Origin of the sequence: Corynebacterium sp. LaCa78 (assembly GCF_046717505.1) — a bacterium.
In the GTDB taxonomy this organism is placed as follows: domain Bacteria; phylum Actinomycetota; class Actinomycetes; order Mycobacteriales; family Mycobacteriaceae; genus Corynebacterium.
The window spans coordinates 1111147-1137274 of the sequence record NZ_CP177112.1 but is presented as its reverse complement, the minus strand read 5'-3'; the positions used below and the strand labels follow the sequence as shown (position 1 = coordinate 1137274).

The 26128-nt window shown below is 57.7% G+C and carries 20 protein-coding genes and 3 tRNA genes; 8 read left to right on the top strand and 15 right to left on the bottom strand.

What is annotated here, in order from left to right:
- Window positions 1-6: 6 nt before the first annotated feature.
- Genes rsmD through ACLI1O_RS05485 form a run of 6 tightly spaced genes read right to left on the bottom strand, consistent with a single transcriptional unit; the run spans window position 7 to window position 6009 of the window.
- Window positions 7-600 carry a 16S rRNA (guanine(966)-N(2))-methyltransferase RsmD gene (gene rsmD, locus ACLI1O_RS05510; RefSeq protein ID WP_411707018.1) on the bottom strand — a complete coding sequence of 198 codons (594 nt, stop codon included), beginning with the start codon at window positions 598-600 and terminating at the stop codon, window positions 7-9.
- Window positions 601-813 (bottom strand): biotin/lipoyl-containing protein, encoded by a 213-nt coding sequence (locus tag ACLI1O_RS05505; RefSeq protein ID WP_284628432.1) that lies wholly within the window; start codon window positions 811-813, stop codon window positions 601-603.
- A 19-nt stretch (window positions 814-832) separates the two neighbouring features.
- Window positions 833-2965: an ATP-dependent DNA helicase RecG gene (locus ACLI1O_RS05500; protein ID WP_411707017.1), complete on the bottom strand. Its 2133-nt coding sequence runs from the start codon at window positions 2963-2965 to the stop codon at window positions 833-835.
- 2 nt (window positions 2966-2967) lie between these two features.
- Window positions 2968-4320 (bottom strand): DAK2 domain-containing protein, encoded by a 1353-nt coding sequence (locus tag ACLI1O_RS05495; RefSeq protein ID WP_284770516.1) that lies wholly within the window; start codon window positions 4318-4320, stop codon window positions 2968-2970.
- A 10-nt stretch (window positions 4321-4330) separates the two neighbouring features.
- Window positions 4331-4969 carry a uracil-DNA glycosylase gene (locus ACLI1O_RS05490; protein WP_411707016.1) on the bottom strand — a complete coding sequence of 213 codons (639 nt, stop codon included), beginning with the start codon at window positions 4967-4969 and terminating at the stop codon, window positions 4331-4333.
- A gap of 2 nt (window positions 4970-4971) precedes the next feature.
- On the bottom strand, window positions 4972-6009 hold the full coding sequence (locus ACLI1O_RS05485; protein ID WP_239267630.1) for a thiamine-phosphate kinase: 1038 nt from the start codon (window positions 6007-6009) through the stop codon (window positions 4972-4974).
- Here ACLI1O_RS05485 and ACLI1O_RS05480 point away from each other — a divergent pair.
- Window positions 5957-6856, top strand: coding sequence for a DUF3515 domain-containing protein (locus ACLI1O_RS05480; RefSeq protein WP_239267633.1), 900 nt, complete (start codon window positions 5957-5959; stop codon window positions 6854-6856). The genes ACLI1O_RS05485 and ACLI1O_RS05480 overlap by 53 nt on opposite strands.
- 14 nt (window positions 6857-6870) lie before the next feature.
- Here the strand turns inward: ACLI1O_RS05480 and ACLI1O_RS05475 are convergent, their stop codons facing one another.
- Window positions 6871-7938, bottom strand: a complete 1068-nt coding sequence (locus tag ACLI1O_RS05475; protein ID WP_411707015.1) for a D-alanine--D-alanine ligase family protein — start codon at window positions 7936-7938, stop codon at window positions 6871-6873.
- Between the two features lie 22 nt (window positions 7939-7960).
- Window positions 7961-8959 (bottom strand): NAD(P)H-dependent glycerol-3-phosphate dehydrogenase, encoded by a 999-nt coding sequence (locus ACLI1O_RS05470; RefSeq protein ID WP_239275843.1) that lies wholly within the window; start codon window positions 8957-8959, stop codon window positions 7961-7963.
- 149 nt (window positions 8960-9108) lie between these two features.
- Between ACLI1O_RS05470 and ACLI1O_RS05465 the strand changes: the two genes are divergently transcribed.
- Window positions 9109-10107, top strand: a complete 999-nt coding sequence (locus ACLI1O_RS05465) for an NUDIX hydrolase (RefSeq protein ID WP_239267639.1) — start codon at window positions 9109-9111, stop codon at window positions 10105-10107.
- 29 nt (window positions 10108-10136) lie between these two features.
- On the opposite strand, the gene ACLI1O_RS05460 is transcribed toward ACLI1O_RS05465, so the two are convergent.
- The 3 genes from ACLI1O_RS05460 to leuC all read right to left on the bottom strand — a co-directional run bounded on the left by ACLI1O_RS05460 (window position 10137) and on the right by leuC (window position 13096).
- On the bottom strand, window positions 10137-10925 hold the full coding sequence (locus ACLI1O_RS05460; protein WP_239267641.1) for a hypothetical protein: 789 nt from the start codon (window positions 10923-10925) through the stop codon (window positions 10137-10139).
- A 136-nt stretch (window positions 10926-11061) separates the two neighbouring features.
- Window positions 11062-11652, bottom strand: coding sequence for a 3-isopropylmalate dehydratase small subunit (gene leuD, locus ACLI1O_RS05455; RefSeq protein WP_411707014.1), 591 nt, complete (start codon window positions 11650-11652; stop codon window positions 11062-11064).
- A gap of 22 nt (window positions 11653-11674) precedes the next feature.
- Complete coding sequence (gene leuC / locus ACLI1O_RS05450; RefSeq protein WP_239267645.1) at window positions 11675-13096, bottom strand: 3-isopropylmalate dehydratase large subunit; 1422 nt, start codon at window positions 13094-13096, stop codon at window positions 11675-11677.
- 52 nt (window positions 13097-13148) lie between these two features.
- On the opposite strand from leuC, the gene ACLI1O_RS05445 reads away from it, so the two are divergent.
- The 4 genes from ACLI1O_RS05445 (at window position 13149) to ACLI1O_RS05430 (ending at window position 19424) form a co-directional block, all read left to right on the top strand.
- Entirely contained in the window at window positions 13149-13832 is a 684-nt protein-coding gene (locus ACLI1O_RS05445) for an IclR family transcriptional regulator (RefSeq protein ID WP_239267647.1), read from the top strand.
- 206 nt (window positions 13833-14038) lie between these two features.
- On the top strand, window positions 14039-14332 hold the full coding sequence (locus ACLI1O_RS05440) for a hypothetical protein (RefSeq protein ID WP_239267650.1): 294 nt from the start codon (window positions 14039-14041) through the stop codon (window positions 14330-14332).
- Window positions 14333-14565: 233 nt separating this feature from the next.
- Complete coding sequence (locus tag ACLI1O_RS05435; protein ID WP_284849485.1) at window positions 14566-17238, top strand: YhgE/Pip domain-containing protein; 2673 nt, start codon at window positions 14566-14568, stop codon at window positions 17236-17238.
- Entirely contained in the window at window positions 17235-19424 is a 2190-nt protein-coding gene (locus tag ACLI1O_RS05430) for a YhgE/Pip domain-containing protein (RefSeq protein WP_239267654.1), read from the top strand. The genes ACLI1O_RS05435 and ACLI1O_RS05430 overlap by 4 nt, the downstream gene beginning before the upstream one ends.
- A 331-nt stretch (window positions 19425-19755) precedes the next feature.
- Here the strand turns inward: ACLI1O_RS05430 and ACLI1O_RS05425 are convergent.
- A tRNA-Glu gene (locus tag ACLI1O_RS05425) sits at window positions 19756-19828 on the bottom strand.
- 352 nt (window positions 19829-20180) lie between these two features.
- Here ACLI1O_RS05425 and ACLI1O_RS05420 point away from each other — a divergent pair.
- On the top strand, window positions 20181-21395 hold the full coding sequence (locus ACLI1O_RS05420) for an IS1249 family transposase (protein ID WP_239267656.1): 1215 nt from the start codon (window positions 20181-20183) through the stop codon (window positions 21393-21395).
- A 107-nt stretch (window positions 21396-21502) separates the two neighbouring features.
- On the opposite strand, the gene ACLI1O_RS05415 is transcribed toward ACLI1O_RS05420, so the two are convergent.
- From ACLI1O_RS05415 to gltX, 3 genes are all read right to left on the bottom strand, one after another.
- Window positions 21503-21575 (bottom strand) — tRNA-Glu (locus tag ACLI1O_RS05415).
- Between the two features lie 40 nt (window positions 21576-21615).
- Window positions 21616-21687, bottom strand: a tRNA-Gln gene (locus tag ACLI1O_RS05410).
- Between the two features lie 226 nt (window positions 21688-21913).
- Window positions 21914-23407 (bottom strand): glutamate--tRNA ligase, encoded by a 1494-nt coding sequence (gene gltX / locus ACLI1O_RS05405; RefSeq protein ID WP_239267982.1) that lies wholly within the window; start codon window positions 23405-23407, stop codon window positions 21914-21916.
- A 233-nt stretch (window positions 23408-23640) separates the two neighbouring features.
- Here gltX and ACLI1O_RS05400 point away from each other — a divergent pair, with 233 nt between their 5' ends.
- Window positions 23641-26103, top strand: a complete 2463-nt coding sequence (locus ACLI1O_RS05400; RefSeq protein ID WP_239267658.1) for a choice-of-anchor M domain-containing protein — start codon at window positions 23641-23643, stop codon at window positions 26101-26103.
- Window positions 26104-26128 lie beyond the last annotated feature (25 nt).

Sequence of the window (26128 nt, the reverse complement as noted above, 5' to 3'; positions counted from 1 at the left end):
CTTTCTCTAGTTATCTAAGGTGTCCCCGGCATCGTCGGTACCGGGACGGGTATAGACTGCCATATCCATACGCGCGATGCCGAAGGTACGCTTCTTTAATTTCTGCCCCGTCGGCACAAACCCTTCTGGCCAGTCGGTCTCGGGCGATTCGACGTGGCGTTCGATGACCACCATCGCGCTATCTGTCAGCACTGGCTCTATTGCGGCGATGAGCCCCGCGACATCGTCAAACGCATAAGGCGGATCCGCTAAAACCATGTCGAAGTAGCCGCGCGGGGCGCTGGCCAGGTATGTAGATACTTTCTTTTCCTCCACGCGAGCACCGGGATGTTTCACCACGCCTATGTTGTGCTTGATGATGGACACCGCCGCAGGGTTGGACTCCACCAGCACTGCCTCGTCTGCCCCACGGCTTAATGCTTCCAACCCCAAGGCGCCGGATCCAGCGAATAGGTCAAGCACCTTGGAGCCTGGGAATCCCCAACGGGCATTCAACGAAGAAAACAGGCCTTCCCTTGCGCGATCGGCGGTCGGGCGCGTTCCCTCCGCTGGAACTTTGATAGTCCGCCCCCGCGCTTCGCCTGCAATAATCCGCGTCATTTACGCTTCTCCAATCTCCATAATTAAGTCCCCGCCAATAACATCGCTAAAGTCTGCCACCGCTATGCGAGAAATCGTCCCCGGGCCTGGGGACACGACGGGCGATTCCAGCTTCGTCGCCTCAACGGTAGCTAGCTCTTGACCAGTGTTAATTTTCTCGCCTACGTCGACATGGCAGCGAACGATGCCCGCGAAGGGGGCGTAGATTTTCATACCTATAGCCTATCCCCTCTTAGTTTTTCTCCAAGTATTCCTGCTCGCTTTGGCTCAAATTGCGCGTCAGCTCTTCGGCCAACTGGGGATTGCGCTGGACCATGGCATACGCATCCGCGTGAGTGCGCTCGACAATATCTTGGTCATCTGCAAGGTTGAGCAACCGCAGCGTCCGGTGCGTGCCAGATTGCACCGCACCCAGGATATCGCCCTCGTGGCGTTGCCGAAGGTCTAATTCCGCAAGGTCAAACCCAGATGAAGTCTGGGCAATCTGGGTTATGCGCCGATACGAGGCCGAATTATCCTCCGCTTTCGTATGCATCAGGCAAATCGATGCGTTCCCACCGCGCCCTACGCGCCCGCGCAATTGGTGTAGCTGGGAGACACCGAAATTCTCTGCCTCTCGGATGAGCATGACCGTGGCGTTGGGAACATCGACGCCCACCTCGATGACCGTGGTCGATACCAAGATATCGATCTCACCCCGGGCAAATGAGGTCATCACCTCATCCTTATTCGGCATCTTGCCGTGCAAGATATCTACCCGCAGTCCCTTAAACGGGCCGGCGGCAAGCTGTTCTGCCAATTCAAGCACGCCGCCCTCGCCTTCTATGCGCGGGCAGACGATATAGGCCTGGTGGCCATGCGCCACTTCCTCGCGGATGCGCTCGAGCGCCCGCGCCACCCATATGGGCCGCCATTCCGCCACCACTGCGGACTGGATCGGCTTTCTCCCGCCGGGCAGCTCAGCGAGCGTCGATACCGCGAGATCACCGAAAATCGTCATGGCGATGGTACGCGGGATGGGGGTTGCCGTCATGACCAAGACGTGGGGACTTATCCCCTCGCGCGTCTTAGAGCGCAGGCTATCGCGTTGCTCGACGCCAAAGCGGTGCTGCTCGTCCACGATCACCAACCCCAAATCGAAGAACTCAACCGATTCTTGAATGATGGCATGCGTGCCGATGACGATATTCGCCTCACCCGAGACGATATCCAGGAGGGCCTGGCGCTTCTCGGCGGTCCGCATGGAGCCGGTTAAGAGCACAACCTTGACACCTTCTGGAACCGACGTGCCAATAGAGGCCGCGTGCTGGGAAGCCAAAACCTCGGTGGGAGCAAGCAGCGCCGCTTGGTTCCCGGCATCGATGGCCTGCAGCATGGCGCAGGTGGCGACCATCGTTTTTCCCGAGCCCACCTCGCCCTGCAACAGGCGCATCATGGGTAAGGAGCCAGACAGGTCATCGTCGATCTCAGTGATGACCCTGCGCTGGCCTTGCGTGAGCTCAAAGGGCAGGTGGGTCAATAACTCTTCGCGGAAGCCGCCCAAAATAGCGGGCATCGTCGGCGCCGTGTGCGCGTGCGCATCGCGTTGGCGCAGCGCCATGACCAAGCCAATGGAGAGCGCCTCGTTGTACTTGAGGCGCTGGATCGCGCGCTGTGGGCCAGCCGCGCCGGGCTCATGGATTTCGCGCACCGCTTGGTCCAGGCTGATAATCATCTGCTGATCTAAAGGTTCCCGGATGGTTGGGGTGTGCGAGAGCACGTAGTGGATGGCCCCCATGAGGTACCACGAGGTGATCTTTGCCGTGGCGGGGTATACCGGTATCCATTCCCTCTCGAGCAATAATTTATCGAGTCGGCCGAATTGGGATAGGTTGCGCAGGGATCCGGTTGCCTTCTGCGGCTTTTTCTTTCCCGTCGCTGGCGCCTGTTCGCGGTAGGCGGCGAGTTCCCCGTCTGGGCGCCCGAAGGCATCGATTTCTACGAAATCCGGCTGCTGTAGCTGGGGCTGTTGACGGAAGTATTTTAATTTCCCGCTCATCATCACCCGCTGCCCGCGGTGGAGCATGCGCAAGACGTACATGGCGTTAAAGAACGTGGCGATGATATGGCCATCGAGTTGGACGTTGATGATAGTCGTCTTGCCCGTATCGCGGGTTGTTATTCCCGTTACGGTTCCGGTGACGGTGACGATATCGCCCTCGGCGGCATCGCCAAGCCCCACGTCTTGATTATGGCGAATGTAATCGCGCGGATAGTGCGCTAAGAGTTCCCCGCAGGTCTTATATCCCAACGCTTTGGTGATCTTCGTGGCGTCTTTTTTATCCAGTACCTCGGTCAGAGGGCGGTCATCCTGCCAGCCAAGCATCGCTATTCCACCCCAATCTCGGTGGGAATATCCGGCACCTGCAAGGCCACCACATCGACGCCGAGCTCTGCCGCCAATTCTTCTTGCGAGATGTTAAGCGGGCTAATGACCGTGACCTGTTCCCCGCCCGCAGCAAGCAGCTGGCGGCACATCTGCGCGATGGCTAATTCAGATTCTTCTGCTGGGTGCGCCACCCGCATCGACTGCGCCGCATCACGCATGGATTCTACGACCGCGGCGGTATCCGCATTATCCGGCTCATAGACGGAGATGGCGGCTAGCCCCGCCGCAAGGGAAGAAATCTCCACGGTATGCGCTGCAGTTGCGTGTTCTTCTAGCCCGCTGGATAAAACGATGTCCTCGCCCGCCGCGTGGATGGTTTCTCCTGGTTCGACCACCGTAACCCCGGCGGACTGCACAAGCTCGGCCATGGGGCCGGCGGGCGCCGCAGCGTAGACGGTGCGCGTATGACCTTCGTCAGTGTTTTCTCGCTGAGCAGGGGCTTCCGGAAGGGCCTCTAGGCGCAGGTTGCTGACCGATCCAGCGGCAAAGGCGGTTTCGATGACCGCACCGGCCTGGGTGGAATGGATGTGGATGGAGGCGCTATCTTCGCCTGCCTGCGCGATGACCAAGCTCGTGCCCAAGGGAGCAATCTTCTCCTTCAGTACCGCGCTATCGCCTTCGAAAAAGAAGACCACCTCAAGTTCGGTGACTGTCTCCGGCATGGATTCGGGCGAGTGGCTGGTCGTGCCCTCGATTTCTGCAAGGAGGGTTTCTAAAAGGATGACCAGGCCGGCACCGCCAGCATCTACCACCCCAGCCGCGCGCAACTCTGGCAGCTGCGAGGGTGTTTCCGCTAGCGCTGTGCGGGCGGCGGAAATAGTATCCGCTACGACGCCGTGAAAACTGGAATTAGGTTGCCGCGCGGTGCTTTCCGCTGTTTCTGCGGCGCATCGCAGTACGGTAATAACCGTTCCTTCCACCGGTTCCGCAATCGCGCGGTCCACGAGCTCTACCGCATGCATAAGCGAAGCTGCAAAGATGGCGCCATCGATGGTGGAATCCACGGTGGCCTCCGCTACTCCGCGCAGGACCTGCGAGAGCACCATCCCGGAATTTCCCCGTGCCCCGCGCACGGCCCCCATGGCTAGCGCAGCCGCAATGTCGCCGTCGGCCTTTTCCACCTCGGCGACGGCGGCTTCCATGGTGTGCGCCATATTCGAGCCGGTATCTGAATCCGGCACTGGGAAGACGTTGAGCGCGTTAATTTCGGCGCGCCGATGGGAAAGCTCGCCTACAGCGCGGTGCGCCCAATTGCGCAATCCGTGAGCGTCCAGCGTGCTGGGATATGACATGCGCAATAGTTTACAAGTCCCACGCTATCTCCCGCGCGCCTTGGTCCCGCAAATGGGCGTTTGCCCGGGAAAATGGGCGGGAGCCAAAGAACCCGCGGCTGGCTGAAAGCGGCGAAGGGTGCGGGGAGGTAATGCAGGGAACATCGGGAAGGAAGCGCTCGCAGGATTGGGCATCGCGGCCCCATAAAATCGCGACCATCGGGGTGCGGTTGAGGGCGCGGATGGCGGCCTCGGTCACCTCTTCCCAGCCAATACGCCGGTGCGAACCCGCCTGGCCCGGTGCCACGGTCAGCACCCTGTTAAGGAGCAAGACTCCCTGGTCGGCCCAGGCGCTTAGATCGCCGTCCTCACGCCCGCGAACGCCCACATCGTCATACAGCTCGCGGTAAATATTGACCAGGGACCGCGGGGGTTTAACCCCCTGCTTGGTGGAAAAGGCCATCCCCATCGCGTGGCCCGGGGTGGGATAGGGGTCTTGGCCAACGATGAGCACGCGGACATCGTCAAGCGGCATCTGCAATGCCCTGCACACGTCTTCTGCCGGCGGCAGGTAATCCTGATTGTCCAGCGCCTGAGATATCCGTGGCCACTGCTGCTCCAGCACCGGCGCGAGGACCGGTTCCCACGAGGGATGGTAAGTCGGGTGCATATCTAAAATCCTGCCCACCCTTCTGCATAACGGGGTTGTTTACCATCCACTGTAACGCCGCTGCCGCGCGAGACGGTGCCAATTTCCCGGAACCCCGAAGGCGCCTGCTTTGCGGTGGTTCCAATTAAGGTATGGTCCTCGCCGCCGGCCAGGACCCACTGCCAAGGATCGCAATCGAGGACGGTGGCCGCGGCGTGCAGGAGTGGATCGGGCTGGATGGCATCGGCCTCCAAATCGATGTGGACCCCAGAGCGCTCCGCCATGGTTCCGCAGTCTTGAATCAGTCCATCGGAATTATCGGTCATGGCGGTGACCTCGGCGGCGCGGGCGATAACGCCGCGGCCGGGGCTGAGCCAGGGGGCGCAGTGGGCATCAATAAGTGGGTACAAATCCGCATGCTCTGCCGGCAGGTCGCGGCCAAAGCGCTGCAGCAAAGATAAGCCTGCCGCCGCGTGGCCAATCGCGCCATGGGCTACGACCTTCTGGCCCGCGCGCGCCGCATCAAGGGTCAACGCTGCCCGGCTACCGCCCAAAAAGCCGACGGCGGTGATGTTGATAACCAGCAGGTCCGATTTCGTAATATCTCCGCCCACCAGCTCGGCGTTGTAAAAAGAGCAATGCTCGGCGATGCCCTTAGCCACGCCCCTGACAAAACTCACCGGCGTATCACCCGGTGCGGCGATGGCTAAAAGGGCCGCCACTGGGCGCGCTCCCATGGCCTCGATATCGGCGAAGTTGCGCAGGATGGCCTTTTTGCCTATTTCGCGCGGGGTGGACCATTCCCGCAGGAAGTGCCGGCCATCTACCATCAGATCGGTAGACGCTACCGTGCGCGAATTGGGCGGTGCCGCGAAAAGTACCGCGGCATCATCCCCATTCAAGCTGCTGGGAGCGGCCGCTGTGATTTCTTGAATCACCGCCTGCTCCCCCACGTCCGCGAGAGTCTGACTTAAGTTCACCGGCATCCTTTCGATAAAATGAACCCCTATGACATCCCAATTTAACCGCACCGCGATCCTCATTTCACTTGGGTTGTCCATAGTGATGGTTCTAGCGGTCCTTTTCGGCGCGAAATACGTATTCACAAACACAGCCAAGGCCCCCGTGGCGGTTTCCCCGGTGGATTCCCAGGAGGCCGATTCGCAGGCGTGCACGGACTTTGTGCAGGCGCTTCCCGATGAAGCCATGGGTCAACCGCGCGCCGATATTGCAGAACCCGTCCCCGCCGGCGTTGCCGCTTGGGCCGCTAATTCCCAGGAAAAGGTGACGGCGCGCTGCGGTGTTGCCATGCCCGTCCAGTACACCGATTACTCCACGACGCAAGACGTCGACGGTGAGCAGTGGTTCAAGGTCAAGGATGCGACATCTGGTTCTAGCCTCTCTACCTGGTATTCGACCCAGCGCTTTCCCGTCGTGGCGGTAACGACCTTTAATGATGAAAAGCCGCAGGACCTCAATGAGGCCGTTGCCACCCTGGAGAAAAAGCCAGCCGAGACCCATCCAGCCCCGTTGCGCGATCTTAAGGCGGCAAAAAATGACCGCTGCGCCGCGGTAGAAAAGGCGCTACCGGATGAGATTGCGGATGGCTACCACCGCCGTGAGGTTGACGATAAAGACACCTACGTGTGGAGCTCTGAAGGGCACGAGGACATCGTCGCGCGCTGTGGCGTCGCCCAGCCGGAAAATTACGAGGCTGGCGTGCAGCTCCAGCAGGTCAACGATATTGCCTGGTTTGAGGATACGACCTTGGCCCAAGGCACGACCGCAGGAACCTGGTTTGCGCTCGGCCGCGAGAACTACTTGGCGCTGCACGCCCCGCAGGATTCCGCACAGGCAGCACTGGTAGCCCTAAGCGATATCACCGCGAAGCACGTCCCAGAAAGGTAAAGGAAGCCGCAGACCTACGCGGTCCGGGCCTCTGCGCGTGCGATGAGTACCTCAAGCAGCGTGGGGTACTCCACGCCAGAGGCCGCCAGCACCTGGGGGTACATGGAAATCGGGGTAAATCCCGGCAGGGTATTGACCTCATTGATGTACAGGCCTTCTTCAGTGACGAAGAAATCCACGCGGGAAAGGCCTGCGCAGTTGAGCGCTTTGAAGGCCCGAATCGCCATATCGCGCAATTGCGCCGTGAGTTCTTCTGGGAAAGGCGCGGGAATCTGGGCCGTGACCACGTTATCTAGGTATTTGGTCTCAAAGCCATAGAAGCCCTCATCGGAGTCATCGATGCCCTTGAGCAGCGCCGGCACCGAGGCAATAAGCTCGCCATCCGGGTATTGCAGGACGCCGACCTCTACCTCGCGGCCGACGATTTCTGGCTCGACCAAAATCTTGTCATCGTCTTCCAAGGCAATGCGCACTGCTTCTGGGAAATCCGCCCAGTCGCTTACCTTGGAGACTCCAATCGAGGAGCCCCCGCGGGCAGGCTTGACGAAGACCGGCAGGCCAAGGCGGTCTTTTTCTTCCGCGGTTAATTCCGTGCGGCCCTGCACAATGACCTCTGGTGCCACCGGCAGGCCCGCGGCGGATAAAATCTTTTTGGTAAATTCCTTGTCCATTCCCACCGAGGACGCTAATACGCCTGGGCCCACATAAGGGATTCCGGAGAGCTCGAAAAGCCCCTGCATGGTGCCGTCTTCACCATAAGACCCATGGAGAATGGGAAAGATAACGTCAACGTGGGCATACAGCGAACCGTCACTAATCGTGCGGATTTCACCCTTACGCGATGGATCCGCAGAAAGCGCCAATTCCGTGCCGCGCTTGACCTCAGGCATGACGCCATCGACGATTTCTAAGCCCTCGGTATCGCCCGGCGTCCACGTACCCTCGCGCGTAATGCCGATGGGCACCACCTCGAATTTTTCCGGATCAAGGTGCTTCATGATTGCGCCTGCGGATACGCAGGACACGGAGTGCTCGGTACTGCGGCCACCGTAAAGGACGGCCACGCGGGTCTTTTCAGTCATGGGCGATGATTTTACCTTTCTGCTACTCCGACTTCTTGGAGCGACCCATAAGGGCGATAATCATATCGTCTACAGCCATGCCCTGATGGCACACTCCGTAGACGGCTTCCGTTATTGGCATCTCTACCCCAGCCTGCTGGGCTAGGCGGAAGATGGAATCAGAGGAAAACACGCCCTCTGCTACCTGGCCATTGGTGGCCGCCTTCGCTTCTTCTAGGCTGCCGCCTTGACCGAGGCGGTAACCGAAGGTCCTATTACGCGAGAGCGTGGAGTTACACGTAGCCACCAAATCGCCCAACCCCGCCAAGCCGGAAAAGGTAAACGGCTCCGCGCCCAAGGCCGTGCCCAGGCGGGTAATCTCCGCTAAGCCGCGGGTAATCATCGTGGCCATAGTGTTATTGCCCAAGCCCTTGCCCGAGGCCATGCCGCAGGCCAAGGCGATGACGTTTTTGCAAGCACCACCGATCTCCGCGCCGATAACATCGGTATTTGTATAGGGCCGCAAGTAGGGCGCGGCGATGGCCGCCTGCACCGCCTTGGCACGCTCTTTGTCAGTGCAGGCGATGACCGTGGCCGTAACCTGCCCCTGCGCCACTTCTTTGGCTAGGTTGGGTCCAGATAGCACCGCCACGCGCTGCGGATCTACGTCGGCGGCATCCACGATGACTTCGCTCATGCGCTTGAGCGTGCTGGTTTCTACGCCCTTGGAAATGGAGACCAGCGTGGAATCCTCGGGCAATACGGGCGCCCAGCGCTCCACGTTGGCGCGCAAGGACTGGGATGGCACGCCGAAGACCACGATATCCGCGCCGGAAAGCACCTCTTCCTCATCGTGCGTGGCGCGCAGTGCCTCCGGAAGGTGGATATCCGGCAGGTAATCAGGGTTTGTATGCGTTTCGTTGATCGCTTCCGCCAATTCGGCCCGTCGCGCCCACAGGGTGACATCGTTTCCTGCGTCCGCAAATACCTTGGCCAAGGTGGTGCCCCAGGAACCGGCACCCATTACCGCTACTTTTACCATGGCTTCCTCCAAACGTTTTCCTATTAGTTCCACCTTAAGGCATTTATCGCTCTGGGCGTGGCAAGGATGCGGCAGGGATCTCCCCCGTGGAACAATGATTATGAGGTTAACGCCAATTTTTCAGTCACCGAAGAAAGGCACGAAAAGCTATGCCGAGCGCGAAGAAGATGCACGAGACCGATAAAGATAAAAAGTCCGAAAAATTCATTTCCGGCCGGCATCAAGAAATTCCGGTGGATCCTGCCAAAGAATTTCCCCGCACTACCCTTGCCGCCGGCGCTGTAGTCTGGCGCGGCGACCCCGCGAACCCTGAAATCGCGCTCATTCACCGCCCGCATTACGACGATTGGTCCCTGCCCAAGGGAAAGGTGGATCCAGGCGAATCCCTGCCCACCACCGCGGCGCGCGAAATTGAGGAAGAAACCGGCTTCCAAGTGCGCTTGGGCAAGTTGATTGGCAAGGTCACCTACCCCGTACAGGGGCGCACCAAGGTGGTCTATTACTGGGCGGCGTTCTACCTCAGCGGCACCTATACCCCTAATGATGAGACCGATGAGCTGCGTTGGGTGCCCATTGACCAAGCACAGCAGCTCTTGTCCTATGACGTGGACAACGACGTCGTCGCCAAGGCACAAAAGCGTCTGCAGCTCGCCCCCACAACGCGCGTCTTGTACGTCCGCCACGCCCACGCCCACGACCGCAAGAAGTGGGAGGGCGATGACAACCTGCGGCCTCTGGATAAGAAGGGGCGCCGCCAAGCAGAAATGCTCGTGCCCATGCTGGCGGCCTACCACCCCACCGCGATCTATTCCGCTCGCCCGCATCGGTGCCAGCAAACTGCTGCGCCGCTTGCCGATGAGCTGGGTAAAGACATTGCCATTAATAAGGACTTTGGCGACGAGGTGTGGGAAAAGAATCCGGCGGCTGCCAAGAAGGCTTTCCGTCGCGTCGTAAACGACGGCGGGGTGCCGGTCATTATTAGCCAGGGACAGACCATCCCCGGCATCATCGAGGACTTAGCCCCGCAATTCCTCAAGAAGCCACAGGAGGAATTGAAGTTTAAAAAGGCCTCGGTGTGGGTTTTGTCCTTCAACAATGGTGAATTAACCGGTGCTGATTGCCTTCCCAGCCCCCTGCCTGTGCGCTAAATAGCTCGGGCCGCGCGAGCCCCTAGCCCTTAGCCGCGCATGCCAAGGTTGCGGCGCACGAAGAGGGTGGGGGCTAAGGCCATGAGCCCCGGCAGCACGACAACACCCACCACGGTTGAGCCCAGCGCCATGTAGAGGATGATGAGCGCGATACCGACCAGCAAGGTGGTACCGATGTTCCTCTTTGCGATATCCGCGGAAAGCTTAAAGCAGTCACCCAAGCCTAGGTCTGGGCGCGCTGCCTTGACGGCTGGGACCCACCACCAGAAGAACAGGGCGAAAAGTCCGGGGATTATGAGCAAGACAAAGCCGATGCCGATGACCACGCTAGTGACGAGGTAGGCCAACATGATGCCGCCCATGCCTTTGAACGTGAAGAAATCCCCGAACATCAAATCCTGGCCATTGACCTGCTTATTAGCGGCTTGGTACCAGATTGCATTTGCCCACAGATAGACAATTAACAGGGCTATTACCGCGATGGCGAGTAATAGCACGCCCAGTACGCCGAGGGAACCGTCCAAGGCGGTTCCCTCGGTCGACGCCTCGATGGAAAGGGAGCCGCCGCCGGCGGCAAAGACTACGGCGATGATGAGGTATGCGACGAAAAGGACGACCATTTGCACTAGTGGGGCAAAAAGCCACTGCACCCAATTGCGACCGAAATAGCGGAAACTATCGCCAATAATGTTGACGGCATCGATGTCGCCTGGAGCGGTCGACTCACGAAAATATCCCGGCTGCCCACCTGAGTAGGGCTGTTGGGAGCGGTGATTGTATCCATCATGGTCGCGTGATCCGGAATAAGGCGAAGTCATACCACAGAGAATAATAGATAAACCCAGCTGCACGCTTGCGAAGTCAGTTTTGTTACTCGACCGTTACCCCACCACTGCCCCGGATCATGACGACGGTGGTGTGCGCCCCGGCAAAGCGTGGGGCGCACCTGCTGGATTAGTCCGCGTGAACCGCGGGCTTGAAGCTGGTGCGAGAGTTCTCGAAGCTCGTGATCGCCTCTTCATCGCGCAGCGTGATGCCAATGTCATCGAGGCCTTCCATCAGGCGCCAGCGCGTGTAGTCATCGATGTCGAATGAGTAGGTGTTTTCGCCAATCCGAAAGGTGCGCGCCTCCAGATAGACCGTGACTTGGGTTTCCCCGGCCTCCAACTGCTTCCAAATAAGCTCGATGTCTTCTTGTTCCATCAGCCCAGTAAGCAGACCAGACTTTCCCGAGTTACCTCGGAAGATATCCGCAAATCGGGAGGAGAATACTGCTTTGAAACCGTATTCGCGCAAGGCCCATACTGCGTGCTCTCGGGAGGAACCGGTGCCGAAGTCGCGGCCGGCAAAGAGTACGGAGCCGTCCTTAAACTGCTCTTGGTTAAGTACGAAGGTGGAATCAGAGCGCCAGTTGGAAAATAGCCCCTCCGCAAAGCCCGTGCGCTTGACCGATTTGAGGTAGCGCGCGGGGATGATTTGATCCGTATCCACGTTGGACGCCCGCAGCGGGACTCCCGTGCCGGTATGGGTGATAAATTTCTCCATTATTTCAACCTTTCTCGCGTGCTTATTTCAGGTCAGCCGGGCTGGACAGGTATCCGGTGACGGCGGTAGCGGCAGCAACCTGTGGGGAAACGAGGTGGGTTCGCCCGCCAGGGCCCTGCCGGCCTTCAAAGTTGCGGTTGGACGTGGATGCTGAGCGCTCCCCTGGTTTCAGCTGGTCGGGGTTCATGCCCAAACACATGGAGCATCCCGCCGTGCGCCACTCTGCGCCGAAGTCTTGGAAAATCCGGTCAAGGCCTTCCTTTTCCGCATCGGCCTTGACCACCGCGGAGGAAGGAACCACGATCATGCGCGTAGTGGAATCGATGGTGCGGCCCTTGACCACCTCAGCGGCGGCGCGCAGGTCCTCGATGCGCGCATTGGTGCACGATCCCACGAAGACGGTGTCGATCTTGATGTCGCGCAGTGGGGTGCCTGGTTGCAGGTCCATGTACTCCAAGGCCTTTTTCACGGTGGCCTTGGAATTGTCATCGCCGAAGTCTTCTGGGTCCGGTACGGTTTCGCCCAGCGGCAGGCCTTGGCCCGGGTTCGTTCCCCAGGTGACAAATGGGGTCAGGGATGATCCATCGATTTCTACGACGCGATCGAACTCGGCGCCATCGTCAGTAGGCAGCGTCTTCCAGTAATCCACCGCTTTATCCCAGTCGGCGCCCTTTGGGGCGAACTCACGGCCCTTGACGTACTCAAACGTCGTTTCATCGGGTGCGACCATACCGGCACGCGCACCGGCCTCAATGGACATATTGCAGATGGTCATGCGGGCTTCCATGGACATCTTGCGGATGGCTTCACCGCGGTATTCGATGATGAATCCTTGGCCACCGCCGGTGCCAATCTTGGCGATGATGGCCAGAATAAGGTCCTTTGCGGAGACGCCTTCCTGCAATTCGCCGGTGACTTCGATGGCCATCGTCTTAAAGGGCTTCAAAGAAAGCGTCTGGGTGGCCATGACGTGCTCTACCTCTGAGGTACCAATGCCCATGGCGATGGAGCCGAATGCACCGTGGGTCGAGGTATGCGAATCGCCGCATACAATAGTCATGCCGGGCTGGGTAATGCCCAACTGTGGGCCAACGGTGTGCACGATGCCTTGTTGCTCATCACCCATTGAGTGCAACCGCACGCCAAATTCTTCGCAGTTCTTGCGCAGGGTAGAAACCTGGGTGCGCGATACCTCGTCTTTAATCTCTAAGAGGTTGCCGGATTTAATACCCTCCGTCGGCACGTTGTGGTCCTCGGTGGCCAGGTGCAGTTCCGGGTGCCGCATTGTGCGACCTTGCAGGCGCAGCCCATCGAAGGCCTGCGGGCTGGTAACTTCGTGCAAAAGTTGAAAGTCAATATAGATAAGGTCTGGTGCGCCCGCGTCGCCCTGCTGGACAACGTGGTCACGCCATACTTTTTCTGCCAAGGTCAGCTTCTGGTTCATAAACATCACTCCACACTTGAAATCTCATAATTTGGGACGTAGATTTCATTATATGGGAGAGTATAGCGCAGTTTCCGGCATTAAGGTACTAGATCGTGCAATGGCCATCATGATGGCCGCCGCAAACAACCCATCGACCCTTAATGAGTTATGTGAAACCACGGGACTACCTCGGGCAACGACACACAGGCTAGCCACTGCGTTAGAAGCGCACCGCATCCTCGTACGCACCCCTGAAGGAAAGTGGAAAGCCGGTCCTGCGCTCCCCGGCAACCGCGACCACATTTTAGAAGTCGCAGGCCCCATCATGGACCAACTCCTCGACCGCACCGGTGAGTCCATTCAGCTCTATGAATTCACGGGAACCACCCGCACCTGCATCGCCACCCGCGAGCCCACGTCAGGGCTACACAACGTGGTCCCAGTAGGCCGCCAGCTGCCGCTGACCTCCGGTTCTGCAGCCCGCATCATCGCAGGCTACGTAGACTTCCCCCTTGACGCCGCACAATTCAGTGCCGCCGATGTAGAAACCGCCCGCCGCCAGGGCTATGCAGAATCCATCGAAGAGCGCGAGGCCGGCTTGGCTTCCATTTCCGCTCCCGTCTTTGATTCTTCCGGCGTTTTCCGCGCAGCACTGTCTATCTCCGGTTCCGCTGAGCGCTTCCGCCCCTCGCCCGCCAAGAAGTACGCCCGCCTGCTAACCTCCGCCGCCCAAGAGCTTTCAGAGCTTCTCTAGCCTCACCAACGCCCTGGACCTCCCACCGGCCCAGGGCGTTGCTGCGTTTTACCTCCACATACCCCACCCCGCCGTAGCCTATTGAAAAAATATCGAAAATCTCCCGCACGCTATTGAAACCGAACTGAAAACATGATTTAATGAAAACAGAGTGAAAACGAGAAGGACACTCCTTGACCCCAAAGGCAAAGAAAGGATTCATGATTATGACTCACGCTACCCACACTGAACACGAGCACACCCACGGCGAAGGCTGCGGCCACGTTGCTTTCCCGCACGAGGATCACACCGACTTCGTGCACGATGGTCACATCCACCGCGAGCACGAGGGCCACTGGGACGAGTGCGAGACCAACGAGCACATTGAGGCTGAACCTCACAGCGACCACACCCATGGTGAGGGCTGCGGCCACGTTGCTGTCCCTCACGGCGACCACGTTGACTACATCCACGACGGTCACCGCCACGCCGCTCACGGCGATCACTACGACGAGCACTAAGCTGCGCCGGCACGCGCCCTGCAGCACCCTAGCGCCGCGATGTTCCACCGCTTTGATGCATGGAGTATCGCGGCGTTTTTCTGCGCATTAGCCCAGCGTGAATTAACCTTTTATTAACCCTAGCCACAATTGCGTACGTCGCACGGTGGCCAAGAGGCAATCAAGCTGTCAATTTCGCCGAATCTGCCTGCTTGACTATTAGTTAACACCGTTTCGGTGCTACGGTCTTTCGAGTGATTACTAGTTGGAAGCTTTTTCTCCAAGACTTCGTCCGCCTGTGGCGGACGCCGCAAGTCTGGGTGATTCTCATCGGTTTGATGATTACCCCTGCCTTATATTCTTGGGTCAATGTCTCCGGTTTCTGGGACCCCTATGGCAATACCGAACACCTCAAGGTAGCCGTGGTGAACGAGGACAAGGGTGCCTCGTCAGATCTCACCGGCGATATTGACGTCGGCGGGCAGATGATGGAAAAGCTGCACAACAATGACAGGCTCGGCTGGCAGTTTATGGACCGCGGCGAAGCTGAACACGCCGTAAAATCCGGCGACGTTTTTGCATCCATCATCGTGCCGGAGGATTTTTCTTCCGACTTTGTCAGCCTGTTCCAAGGCACCTATTCTCAGCCCACCTTGGAGTATCAGGTCAATGAAAAAATCAATGCCATTGCCCCCAAGGTCACTGACTCTGGTTCTTCTACCCTAGAAACCACGATTAGCGCGACCTTTAATGAAAACGTCGCGAAATCGGTTTCCACCGAGTTGAGAAACTCCGGCGGCGACCTCAGCGATAGGATCAATAGAACCGCGGGTGATACCGCGAATTCTTTCTCAGAGACCGCCGATACCGTGGCCAATTCGCGCAATTCCTTGGCGGATGTCAACACCACTATCGACGATGCTCGACCCACCATCGCACAGGCTCGTCAGTCCCTCGGCTCTGTGCAGGCCACGATTGATGACGCGCAGCAGGCCTTAAACCAGGTCACCTCCTTGACCGACGAGGTGCAAAAGGAAGTTACTTCCTTCGCCGACGATGCCACTGCCGCTTATATCCAAGGCACGACTGCGCTTGCCGATGGCACCGCAAACGCCAATGCCAATATCGGTTCTGTCACCGGGCGGTTAAACGGCGCTCTCAACCGCGTCGATGCCGCGACAGACGGCGCCCAAGGCATCCTCGGTCAGGCTGATAAAGCCATCGACCAATTAGCCGGAGTCGCTTCCCTGCCAGCCCTTCCCCCAGAGGTATCGCAGCAGATCAACCAGTCGGTTTCTGATCTGCGTGACCGCAACGATCAAAACCGCGCGGTGCTAGGAGAGCTGGATTCCCTTAATAGCGATACTAATGCCACCCTTGATTCGCTGAATAAGACCTCGGAATTGCTCAATTCCATGGCATCCCAGGCCCGCGATGATTCCCACGGACTGCGCGATGACGTGGCCAACGGCTTACCTAAGCTCAATTCTGCGCTGTCTAATGTCTCCGCTACCGCTGGGCGGCTATCTGCCTCGCTCAACAGCCAAAAGGCTCTGGTTGGGCAAACGGACGGGCTTCTCGGGGGCGTCGACGAGCAGTTGACCCACGCCCAAGAAGTGGTAAAGCGCTTCTCGGTTGATCTGGATCGCGTTGAAGAAGGGCTTCGTTCCGCGCGCACCGATGTTATTGCCTTGAGCAACACGGCCAATAACAATACCGTGCTGAAGTCCGTCAACGGTCTTGATACGGACCACGTGTCTTCATTCCTTTCCTCGCCCGCAGAGATGGAAAGCCATGCAGTCTTCCCCGTCGCGCACTACGGCTCCGGCATGTCCTCGCTGTTTATCAACCTCACGCTGTGGATCGGTGCCTTTATGCTCCTAATCATTTTCCGTGCCGAGGTTGACCCACAGGGCCGCCGGGATCTGACCATCAATAAGGCGTACTTCTCGCGCTTCTTGCTCCTCGGCTTTTTCGCCATTGCCCAAGCGCTTATTGTTTCCATCGGTAACTTAGTCATCGGCGTTGAGCACGTCAGCGCCACCGCTTATATCCTTACCTCTGTATTTATCAGCCTGTGCTACCTCAGCATTACCTATGGCCTCGTCTCGACATTCGGTCACGTGGGCCGCGGCATAGCGGTGGTCTTGGCCTTTATTCAGATTCCCGGCGCATCAGGCCTGTACCCCATCGAAATGACGCCGGACTTCTTCCGCGCCGTCCACCCCTTCTTGCCCTTTACCTACGGCATCGATGCCATGCGCGAGACGGTAGGCGGGTTCTACGGCACCCATTACATCCGCGATATCGCCGCGCTGACCGGCATGGCAGTTGTCGCCTACCTCATGGGCACCTTCTTAAGGCGCGGGCTGTCCAACGTCACCATGCTGGTCAATGACGAGCTGGCCAAGGGCGGGCTCGTTATCAACGAGCAGGTCCACCTGATCGGCAGCCGCTACCGTTTTACCGACCTCCTGTATGCTTCCGCGGACCGCGAGGGATACCAAAAGAGCTTGGATACCAAGTGGATGACCGCCCGGAAGAATTATTCTCAGCTAATGAAGCTCACGATCGCCATCGGGATAGCCTTGGTGCTCGCACTCGTGATTTGCTCCCGGTTCATGCCGGAACAGAAAGCGATTCTTTTCGGCATTGCGTGCCTTGTGGCGCTGATTGCGGTCGCGGTCATTTGCTCGCTGGAATACGTGAAACAAAGCATCGCGCACGATAACCGCTTGGCGGATCTCAGCGATGAAGAAATTCAGCAGCACCTAGAACATCAACGCCAAAACCCCAATCAGTATCGGCTAGAAGATGTCCAGTCGGATAAACACCCCGAAATATCTTCTACCCCACAATCGCAGGGCGATACCACAGATAAGCCCGCCGACGACGGCGAAGAAACCGGAAAGGGAGATAAGTCATGAGCAATATTCTGACCATTCTCCGCGATGACCTCAAGGCCATCCGTGGCAACGTAATGACCGCCGTCATCATTTTCGGCCTCGCCATTATCCCGCTGCTTTTTACCACTTTTAACGTGCTGGCCAGCTGGGACCCTTTTGCCAATACCAAACAGCTCAAAATCGCCGTCGCCAGTGAGGACGAGGGCCACCAAAGCGACCTAGCTTCGCTCAAGCTTAACTTGGGAGATGAGGTTTTATCCCAGCTCAGCCGCAACGACGAAATCAATTGGGTTCTTACCAATAGCGATGATGCCGTAGAGGGCACCAAGTCCGGTGAGTACTACGCAGGCATCGTCTTGCCCAAGGATTTCAGCTCAAACCTCCTCACTTTCTACGTGGAAGGCACCGAGCCAAGCAAACTTAATCTCTATACCAATGAGAAGAAGAACGCGCTGTCGACCACGATTACCCAACGCAGCGCTACCGGTGTGATCGAGAAGATCGACGAGTCCTTTACCCGCGTTGTGTCCAATGTGGGTCTTGGCGTCATTTCCTCGTTGGACCAGTACCTTGATGAGGGCGATACCCAGGCCGCGCTCAACAACGTGCACAACCGAGTCAATACCGTACAGTCGCGCCTCGATGCAGCCTCTGGCACGGTCATGGCGCTGAGTAACCTGGTAGATTCCACCATTCCGCTCACCCAGGCGGCCAATAACATCCTGAATGAAGCGGGAAACCAGGCCTCCAGTACCACCAATGACAACGGCGAATCACCCATCGATATCTTAAAGTCCACGCTGGATGAGTCCACTGGTTCCTTGGATGCGTCCCTTGCCGCGACGACGCAGAGCTACGAGGTCCTATCCTCACAAATCGAGGAATTGCTGAACAATGCCAGCGCCACCTCCGCGCAGACCGCCCAAACCTTCCGCACTGCCGCGGACCGCGTGGGACAGCAGACCGCAGCCTTCCAAGGCGTGAAGGACAGCATCCAGAAAGAAGCCGATAAGGTCGATCTCCCAGGCCCGGTAGCGGCAGGCTATGCGGCCATGATGGGGCAGCTGGATGCCAGCATCGCCCAGAGCAATGCGCTGCACGATTCCTTGACCTCTACGGCCGATAACATCGAAAACGGCAGGAATTCCCAAGAGTCCAAGCAGCAAACGCAAGCTGCGATTGCCAGCGCCAAGCAGGCCGTCGAAAACGCCCGCAACTCCTATAACTCTAATCTGAAGCCACAGCTAGCGGCTCTGGGAGATAGTGTGGGTACGGTTGCCAACGATGTTGATGCGGTCAAACGCGATATCGCAGGCATCCGAAATACCATCTCTAATGACAACGATGCCCTCGTGCGGGTGCGCGATCTAACCGCAAGCCTATCCGGTACATTGCAGCAGCAGGCGAGCCGCTTTGGCGAGCTCAGCCAAAAGATCGATGAGATCCGCGACGGCGGTGACCTCAGCCAGCTCGCCGGTCTCATTGGCGATGATCCCGAGCTACTGGCCTCCCGAATCGCTTCGCCGGTCAACGTGGACCGCCAGCCCATCTACGATGTTGCTGCATTCGGTGTTGGTATGACGCCGTTCTACCTCACGCTTTCACTGTGGGTAGGTGCCCTGCTTGCCTGCGTGCTGGTGCACACCAACGCCGAACGCAAGTACTTGAAGAAGAACGAAGGCCTCGACAAGAAGGATCACTTCACCAGGAACCAAGTCTTCCTGGGCCGCTTCCTTACCTTTGGGCTCATCGGCATCGCTCAAGCCACCCTCGTCGTCCTCAGCCTGATTTTCTTCGTGGAGATCGAGCCCGAGCACCCATTCATGATGCTCTTTGCCTCGTGGATAATCTCACTGGTGTTTATGTTGATAATATATTCACTGGTTATCACATTCGATAGCGCGGGCAAGGCCCTCGCGGTTCTGCTTTTGGTCATCCAAGTCTCCGGTTCCGGCGGCGCCTATCCCCTGCCGCTTCTTCCAGAGTGGTTCCAAAATGTCAGCCCGTGGCTGCCGGCCACCTACGGCATCGACGCGTTCCGCAGCGCCATCGCCGGCATTTACGAGGCCGACATCCTCCGTGAGCTCGGCATGCTCCTTCTCTTCGCCATCCCGGCACTCATCCTCGGTCTGTTCTTGCGTCCCGCCATGGATAACTACCACAAGCGCCTCCAGAAGGCGATTAAGAAGACGAAGGTCATGGCATAGCCTTCCACCTACATTCAACGCCCAGTGCAGCCTGAGAGGCTCGCTGGGCGTTCTTTTTGCAGTGGCGGACCCATCCCCTCCCTTGGCGCTCACGGGCGCTGACCCGGCCCCAATTCCCGCTGACCCGGTGAGTGCGAAGGGATGGCTGCGGCTACAGCAGGCGCTTTCCGATGCCTTCTCGCCCACCGCACTCTCTCCAACGCAATGCTCCATGTGGCGCAGCGAGAGCCGTTTAAGCGCCGCTTAATCTACTTCTCAAGCCCTGGGAAACGCAGAAAGAAAATGGCAAAACAAAAGGCTGCGAGCGGTGGCGCTCGCAGCCTTTAAATTGTACCCCGTACGGGATTTGAACCCGTGTTACCGGCGTGAGAGGCCGGCGTCCTAGGCCGCTAGACGAACGGGGCTCGGTCGCGCGTAGCACGCAAATCAAAAGCGATGCTGCTTAAAGCTTGCTTGCTGCGGACTCGTTAAACAGTAAACGATGGGTAAACACATTACAAATCAGCAGATAGTAAGGGAATTCGTGCCAATAGATCCCCCGGGTTAAGACCCACTTAACCCCCGTTTAGACCGCAAGCGCACATACGAAAAATTGGCTTAAGGGACATTTTGTGTGGGATTTGAGGTGTCGATTCATTCCTTGAGCTGGGGCAAGGTGCGGATATTGAATTGGAATCAGTTCCAACCTGAGGTTTAGCCCTCAAATACGCCGGTCATTGCCCACCTGTGGTATTTGAACCTGCTACGGCAATTCTTATGACAGGTCGTAGGAATCGCCCAGCATGCGCGATCTGCGGAACAAGCATGCACAAGAACGGCACAACAACAGCAGGAACCCCACGCTGGCGTTGCCCCAACTGCAACGCTTCACAAACCGGCACCAGGGCCAACACCGCCAATATCCAGCACTTCAAAGTCTTTTTAGACTGGGTCCTTACCGGCGAACCAGCAGAACGCATAGCACACCGCCTTCACGTCACCCGACGCACACTCACCCGGTGGTTTACCTTCTTCTGGTTCATCGTGGTGCCCTCACATACCGACAAGTTCCGCGTCTACGACCAGTTGTTTATCGACGGCACCTACTTTCACAACAAATGCCTGCTTGTTGCGTGCACCGCCGAACACCCCGTGGCCTGGCTATGGTGCACCGGGGAATCAAAATACAACTACGCCAGACTCCTGGACATGCTCGCACCACCGCTGATCGTCACGATCGATGGCTCTGGCGGTGCCCGCGCAGTCATTAAAAAGCACTGGCCAGATACTAAAATCCAGCGATGTCTCGTTCATGTTCAGCGCAATATCCTCACCGACATCTCACGTCATCCCCGCTATCCAGCGCATAAAGCACTGCGCACGTTCGCGTATCAGCTCACACATATCGAAACTCAGGATGAAGCACGCGAGTTCATCACCAGAGTCCACAAGGCCAGCGTGACATTCGGCCCCTGGTTGAAAGAGAAAACATACCGCAGCCAGGTAAAAGCCGCAGATATACCGCGGTGGGTCAAGCCGAGTCAAAAATTCTGGTTCACGCACCGTGGCGCTAGGCGAAGCTTCAACAGGCTCAATGAACTTATCAACGACGGAACGCTATTTACCTACCTGAATCCGCCTGAAGGCGTGACCTGCGACGTGAAGTCCACAACGAACCTGCTTGAAGGCGGAATCAACAAGCAGCTCAAAGACCTTGCCAGAGCCCATCGTGGAACCTTCGATGAGCATCAACGCATCATCATGGATTGGTGGCTCTATGTCCGCACGGAAAACCCAGTGCCGCCGCTACAGCTAGCTCTTGAGCAAGATTTCGGACGCAAAGGCGAAGAGAAGGCACAGGCGGCCTGGGCCGAAGAAGAAATCAAGCGCCGAGGCCATGCTGATGGTCGACCAGCCGCCTATGACACGGGAATCGATTCCGAATGGAATCCCAGCCTTGGAGTGCGCAAAGGCTGGGCTGGACGCGGATAAATCCCACACAAAATGTCTCTTACCACGACACGCCACAGATCCCACACATTTTGTCCCTTAAGCCAAAATTCCTCCAACCACTGTGGCTGGAGGAATCTTTTTATTTGTACCCCGTACGGGATTCGAACCCGTGTTACCGGCGTGAGAGGCCGGCGTCCTAGGCCTCTAGACGAACGGGGCATAGAACTAGTGAGCCTGCTTCAAAAAAGCGTTTTCACTGCTGGCCTACCAGGACTCGAACCTAGAATGGCGGTACCAGAAACCGCTGTGTTGCCAATTACACCATAGGCCATTTGCTCACTCGCTTGGAATCGCATCCTTATCGGCTGCGCTCCCTTGCTCGCTGCAACGTGTTATAACTATAATCATCGTTTCCCAATGCGCCAAATCGCCAGCGCAACTGGAATTTTTAGGCGTTTTTCTTGAGCTAAAATAAAGCGGCGGATGACATCTGTGTAGTTCGATGTTCATCCGCCGCTTTAACGGGCTGCGCCCTCCACACTTCTGGTGGTGCCGATTTACTCCGCAGCTGGAACGTACGGAGTTACCTCGCGGGCAGCACGCAGGCGCGCCAAGGTGGACTCCTTACCCAGAAGCTCCATGGACTCAAAGAGCGGCGGCGACACCTGGGCGCCGGAAATGGCTACGCGCAGCGCGCCGTAGGCCTTGCGCGGCTTTAACTCTAGATCTTCAATGAGCGCCTTGGAGAGCGCGGCTTCAATAGCGTCGGTCTTCCACTCCTCTACCGCTTCAAGGGTGTCAATGCCCACCTCGAGCGGCTGGACGGCGTCGTCTTTCAGGTTCTTCTTGGCCGCCTTTTCATCCAAGGTGAGCTCAGCATCGGGGGTGATAAGGAAGCTGAGTAGCCCATAGGCATCGGCAAGCGTCTTAATGCGCGTTTGCACTAAGTCTGCGGCGAAGGCGAATTTCTCGCCATCATAATCGGCCGGGAAATCCGTGTACTCCGTCAGGTAATTGCGCAGGCGGAAGGCAAACTCTTGGGGCTCGAGCAGGCGAATGTGATCGGCATTGATGGCCTCGAGCTTCTTCTGGTCAAAGCGCGCGGGGTTGCCCAGAACATCGTTGACATCGAAGTTCTCAATCAGCTCGTCCATGCTGAAGATGTCCTGATCTGCAGACAGGGACCAACCCAACAGCGACAGGTAGTTGAGCATACCCTCCGGGATGATGCCGTTATCGCGGTGGTTGAAGAGGTTGGACTGCGGGTCGCGCTTGGACAGCTTCTTCTTCCCCTCACCCATCACGAAGGGAAGGTGGCCAAACTCCGGGGTAAATTCCGCGATGCCGATTTCCTTCAGCACGTCATACATGGCCAGCTGGCGCGGGGTGGACGAGAGCAGATCCTCACCGCGCAGCACGTGGGTAATGCGCATCAACGCGTCATCGACCGGGTTGACCAGGGTGTACAGCGGGGCGCCGTTGGAGCGCGCCACCACATAGTCAGGCTGCGTTTCGGATTTGAAGGACATCTCGCCGCGCACGAGGTCAGTCCAGGCCCAATCCTTGTCCGGCATGCGCAGGCGCCATACGGGCTTGCGACCTTCAGCCTCAAAAGCATCAATCTGTTCCTGCGTCAGGTCGCGGTCGTAGTTGTCATAGCCCAACTTGGGGTCGCGCCCTGCGGCCTTGTGCCGCTCTTCTACCTCCTCAGCGGTGGAGTAGGCGGGGTAGACATGTCCGGCATCGATAAGCTTATTGAGCACATCCTTATAAATGTCCATGCGCTGGGACTGCCGGTACGGTTCATGCGGGCCACCCACGTTGACACCTTCATCCCAGCCCAATCCGAGCCAGGTCAAGGAGTCAATGATGGCCTGATAGGACTCTTCCGAGTCACGGGCAGCATCGGTATCTTCGATACGGAATATCAACTTTCCGCCTGTGTGGCGGGCATAGGCCCAGTTAAACAGGGCCGTGCGCACCATGCCAACGTGCGGGGTACCGGTGGGAGAAGGGCAAAATCTAACGCGAACTTCAGTCATGGCCACCATCGTAGTGGAGTCACAGGACACAGTCCGCACCAGCCCAAACCAGCGCCTCACCCTACCACCCAAAAGTGCGCCCCCATGTACTTTATTACACGCAAAAAGGGGTAGATGATAACGGGTTTCATTATAAACACACAGGTAAACGGGAACAGTTTCCAAAAGATTATCCAGTATTGGGAATCATTTTCTATAGTTTCGAGGTGAACTACTGACAACTGCAGAAAGGTAACGCGCTGGTGGCTTCTCCTCGTATTCGCTTCATGGCCGCATTCAGCACGATCGCGCTGATTGCCCCGGCTACCGCCTACGCCGGCCCCGACGATGGCAAACACATCGCAACCCAAACCCACGTCGATTCCCCCAAGAGCTTTTGGGAAGGAGACAACTTCCTACTGCGATCCGAATTTTCCGGCCAAACTCCGCTTATCGATGACACCGTTGCCTGGATAGGCAAAGGCTATAACCGCGAAGACGAGGACGGTAAGCGCCGCCAGAACTTTATGTATTCCCTGCCAGAAAACGGCACGCAGGACTACATCGGTCCTACAGGCACCACCTACTACACGGCCCCGTACCAAGCCTCCGCCAATCAAGAACCCATCTGGATCGGTTTCGGCGCAGACACTGGGCTTCCCGTGAAAGATTTCCGCGATAACATCGCCTTCCTCGACCTCTTAAGCGTGGATGGCCCAGGCGACGTGGAGCTTTTTACCAACAAGGACGATAAAGACGGCGCCGAGCTCCATCGCATGCTGGGCTCCTTCCAAGACTCACCGCACTCTACATACCTCAATGCCGGTACCCATACCCATAACGCCACTCTCTTTACCAAGCCCGGCCGTTATCGATTGACCTATCGCACCACCGCTCGCACGGCGGATGGGCAGCTCGTGGCTAGTGAGCCGCAAACCACCAGCTACCAAGTGGGCGGGCAAAAGCCAAAGGATGACAAGACCCCAAGCCTCAAGGAACGCTTCGATAGCTCCTCCTCCGGCGATGCCGCCGCTGCTGGTTACAGCCTGAGCATGGACAAAAAGCAGAACCCGGAAAAGGACGGTGACGATAAGCTCACCACCATTTCCTTCGATGCGGAAAATAAGGCATCCGGCACGCTTACGCTGCTTATCGATGGCTACTTCCTCACCGATCTGCCTGTCGCCGACGGCCACGCCGAGTGGGATGAGTACATGGGCCCAGACTCGTCTAATATCCAGGCGGTATTTACCCCAGAAGGCGATGCGCCGCGCTGGATCTCGCAGCAGGTGGAATTTACCCCAGGCTCTTCTGTCCACACCGACTCTTCTGATGCCGCAGAGGCATGGGAAGAAGCCGAAAATCCGCGCCAGCTGGCCCCCACCGAAGAGGTAACGCTGCAAGAAACCGGCTATACGGTGCGGATGCGCAAACAGGGCGAAGAAGGAACCAAAATCATCATCGACATGGAGGACAATAACTTCAGCGGCGTGATGACTGGTGGTCTCTATGACGACAAGAACGACGCGGAACCCACGGCACCAGTGGAAGCCCCAATTACCAACGGGCACGGAGAGGCAACTTTTACCAATGGCGAACTCTTTAAGAACACGATTGCCAAAGTAAACGTCTTCCCTCACTCCACTGTCAAGGCAGGACATGGCAGCACGGTGCTAGCTGAGCCCTTTGAATTCGGCGAAAACTACGAAGCGACAGGCGAGCTTTCTACCAGCGCGGATGACAACGCCGCTACCCCAGGCGAAAAACCTGGGTCCGGCGATTCACCCGCACCCGGCGATACGCCTGCACCATCTCAACCGTCACAGGACGAGGAAGCTCAGCGCTGCAGCGAAAAGCAGGTACTTGACCGCGGGCACGTCGATATCAAGGCACTGCCTACTGACGATGGTTTCCGCACCGTCCTACGCGATGACACAGGACAAATTGATAAGAACTCGGTAGACCGCTCGTTGGATGACGTCGTACTTGGCGTGCACAAAAACGCGCTTACTCCCCGCTCCCGACAGCTGGGTGATAAGGAGTTCGATTTCCTTGGCAACATCGGTGACCGTTTCTACCACCTGCCGCAGACGCAGAACCAAGCCATCATCTGGCCGGGGTATAACACCGAAAAATTGGATTACTCCAAGATGAAAGATGGCCAAGTCAATTTGAACCTCAAGCCCAAGCACACGCCAGAGGGCGCTGAGTGGGGCGTATATATCGATAAAACCAGGGGCGTTGGATATGACATCCTTGCCAATTCCGCCGAAGACGATCACACGATCGAGACCACCTTCGCATCGCATAGGCATACCCACTGGGCTTTTACTAAGCCGGGCATCTACACGTTTGAGGCAACCTATACGGCAACTACTACCGACGGCAAAGAACTTGCATCCAAGCCACAGACGTTGACCTTTGCCATTGGTGATGACGCGGTGAAGTCCTGTTCTACGGCTGCGCCATCCGATGCCCCATCGGAAAAGCCTTCCGAGACGCCGTCCGAAAAGCCTTCGGACTCGGCAAAGCCATCTAAGCCCTCGAAACCGTCTAAGCCTTCGAAGCCGTCCGAGCCATCTAAGCCGTCTACTCCTGCGGGGCCATCGTTTAATCCTTGGGCTCTGGTCTTGCCTGCGGTTCTTGGCATCACCTTCAAGGCCTTCTACAACTTCTTCCGCGACAACCAAGATCTCATTCGTGAGCGCTTTGGCTGGCGCATCTAACTACTAATCCACAGCTAATGGGAAC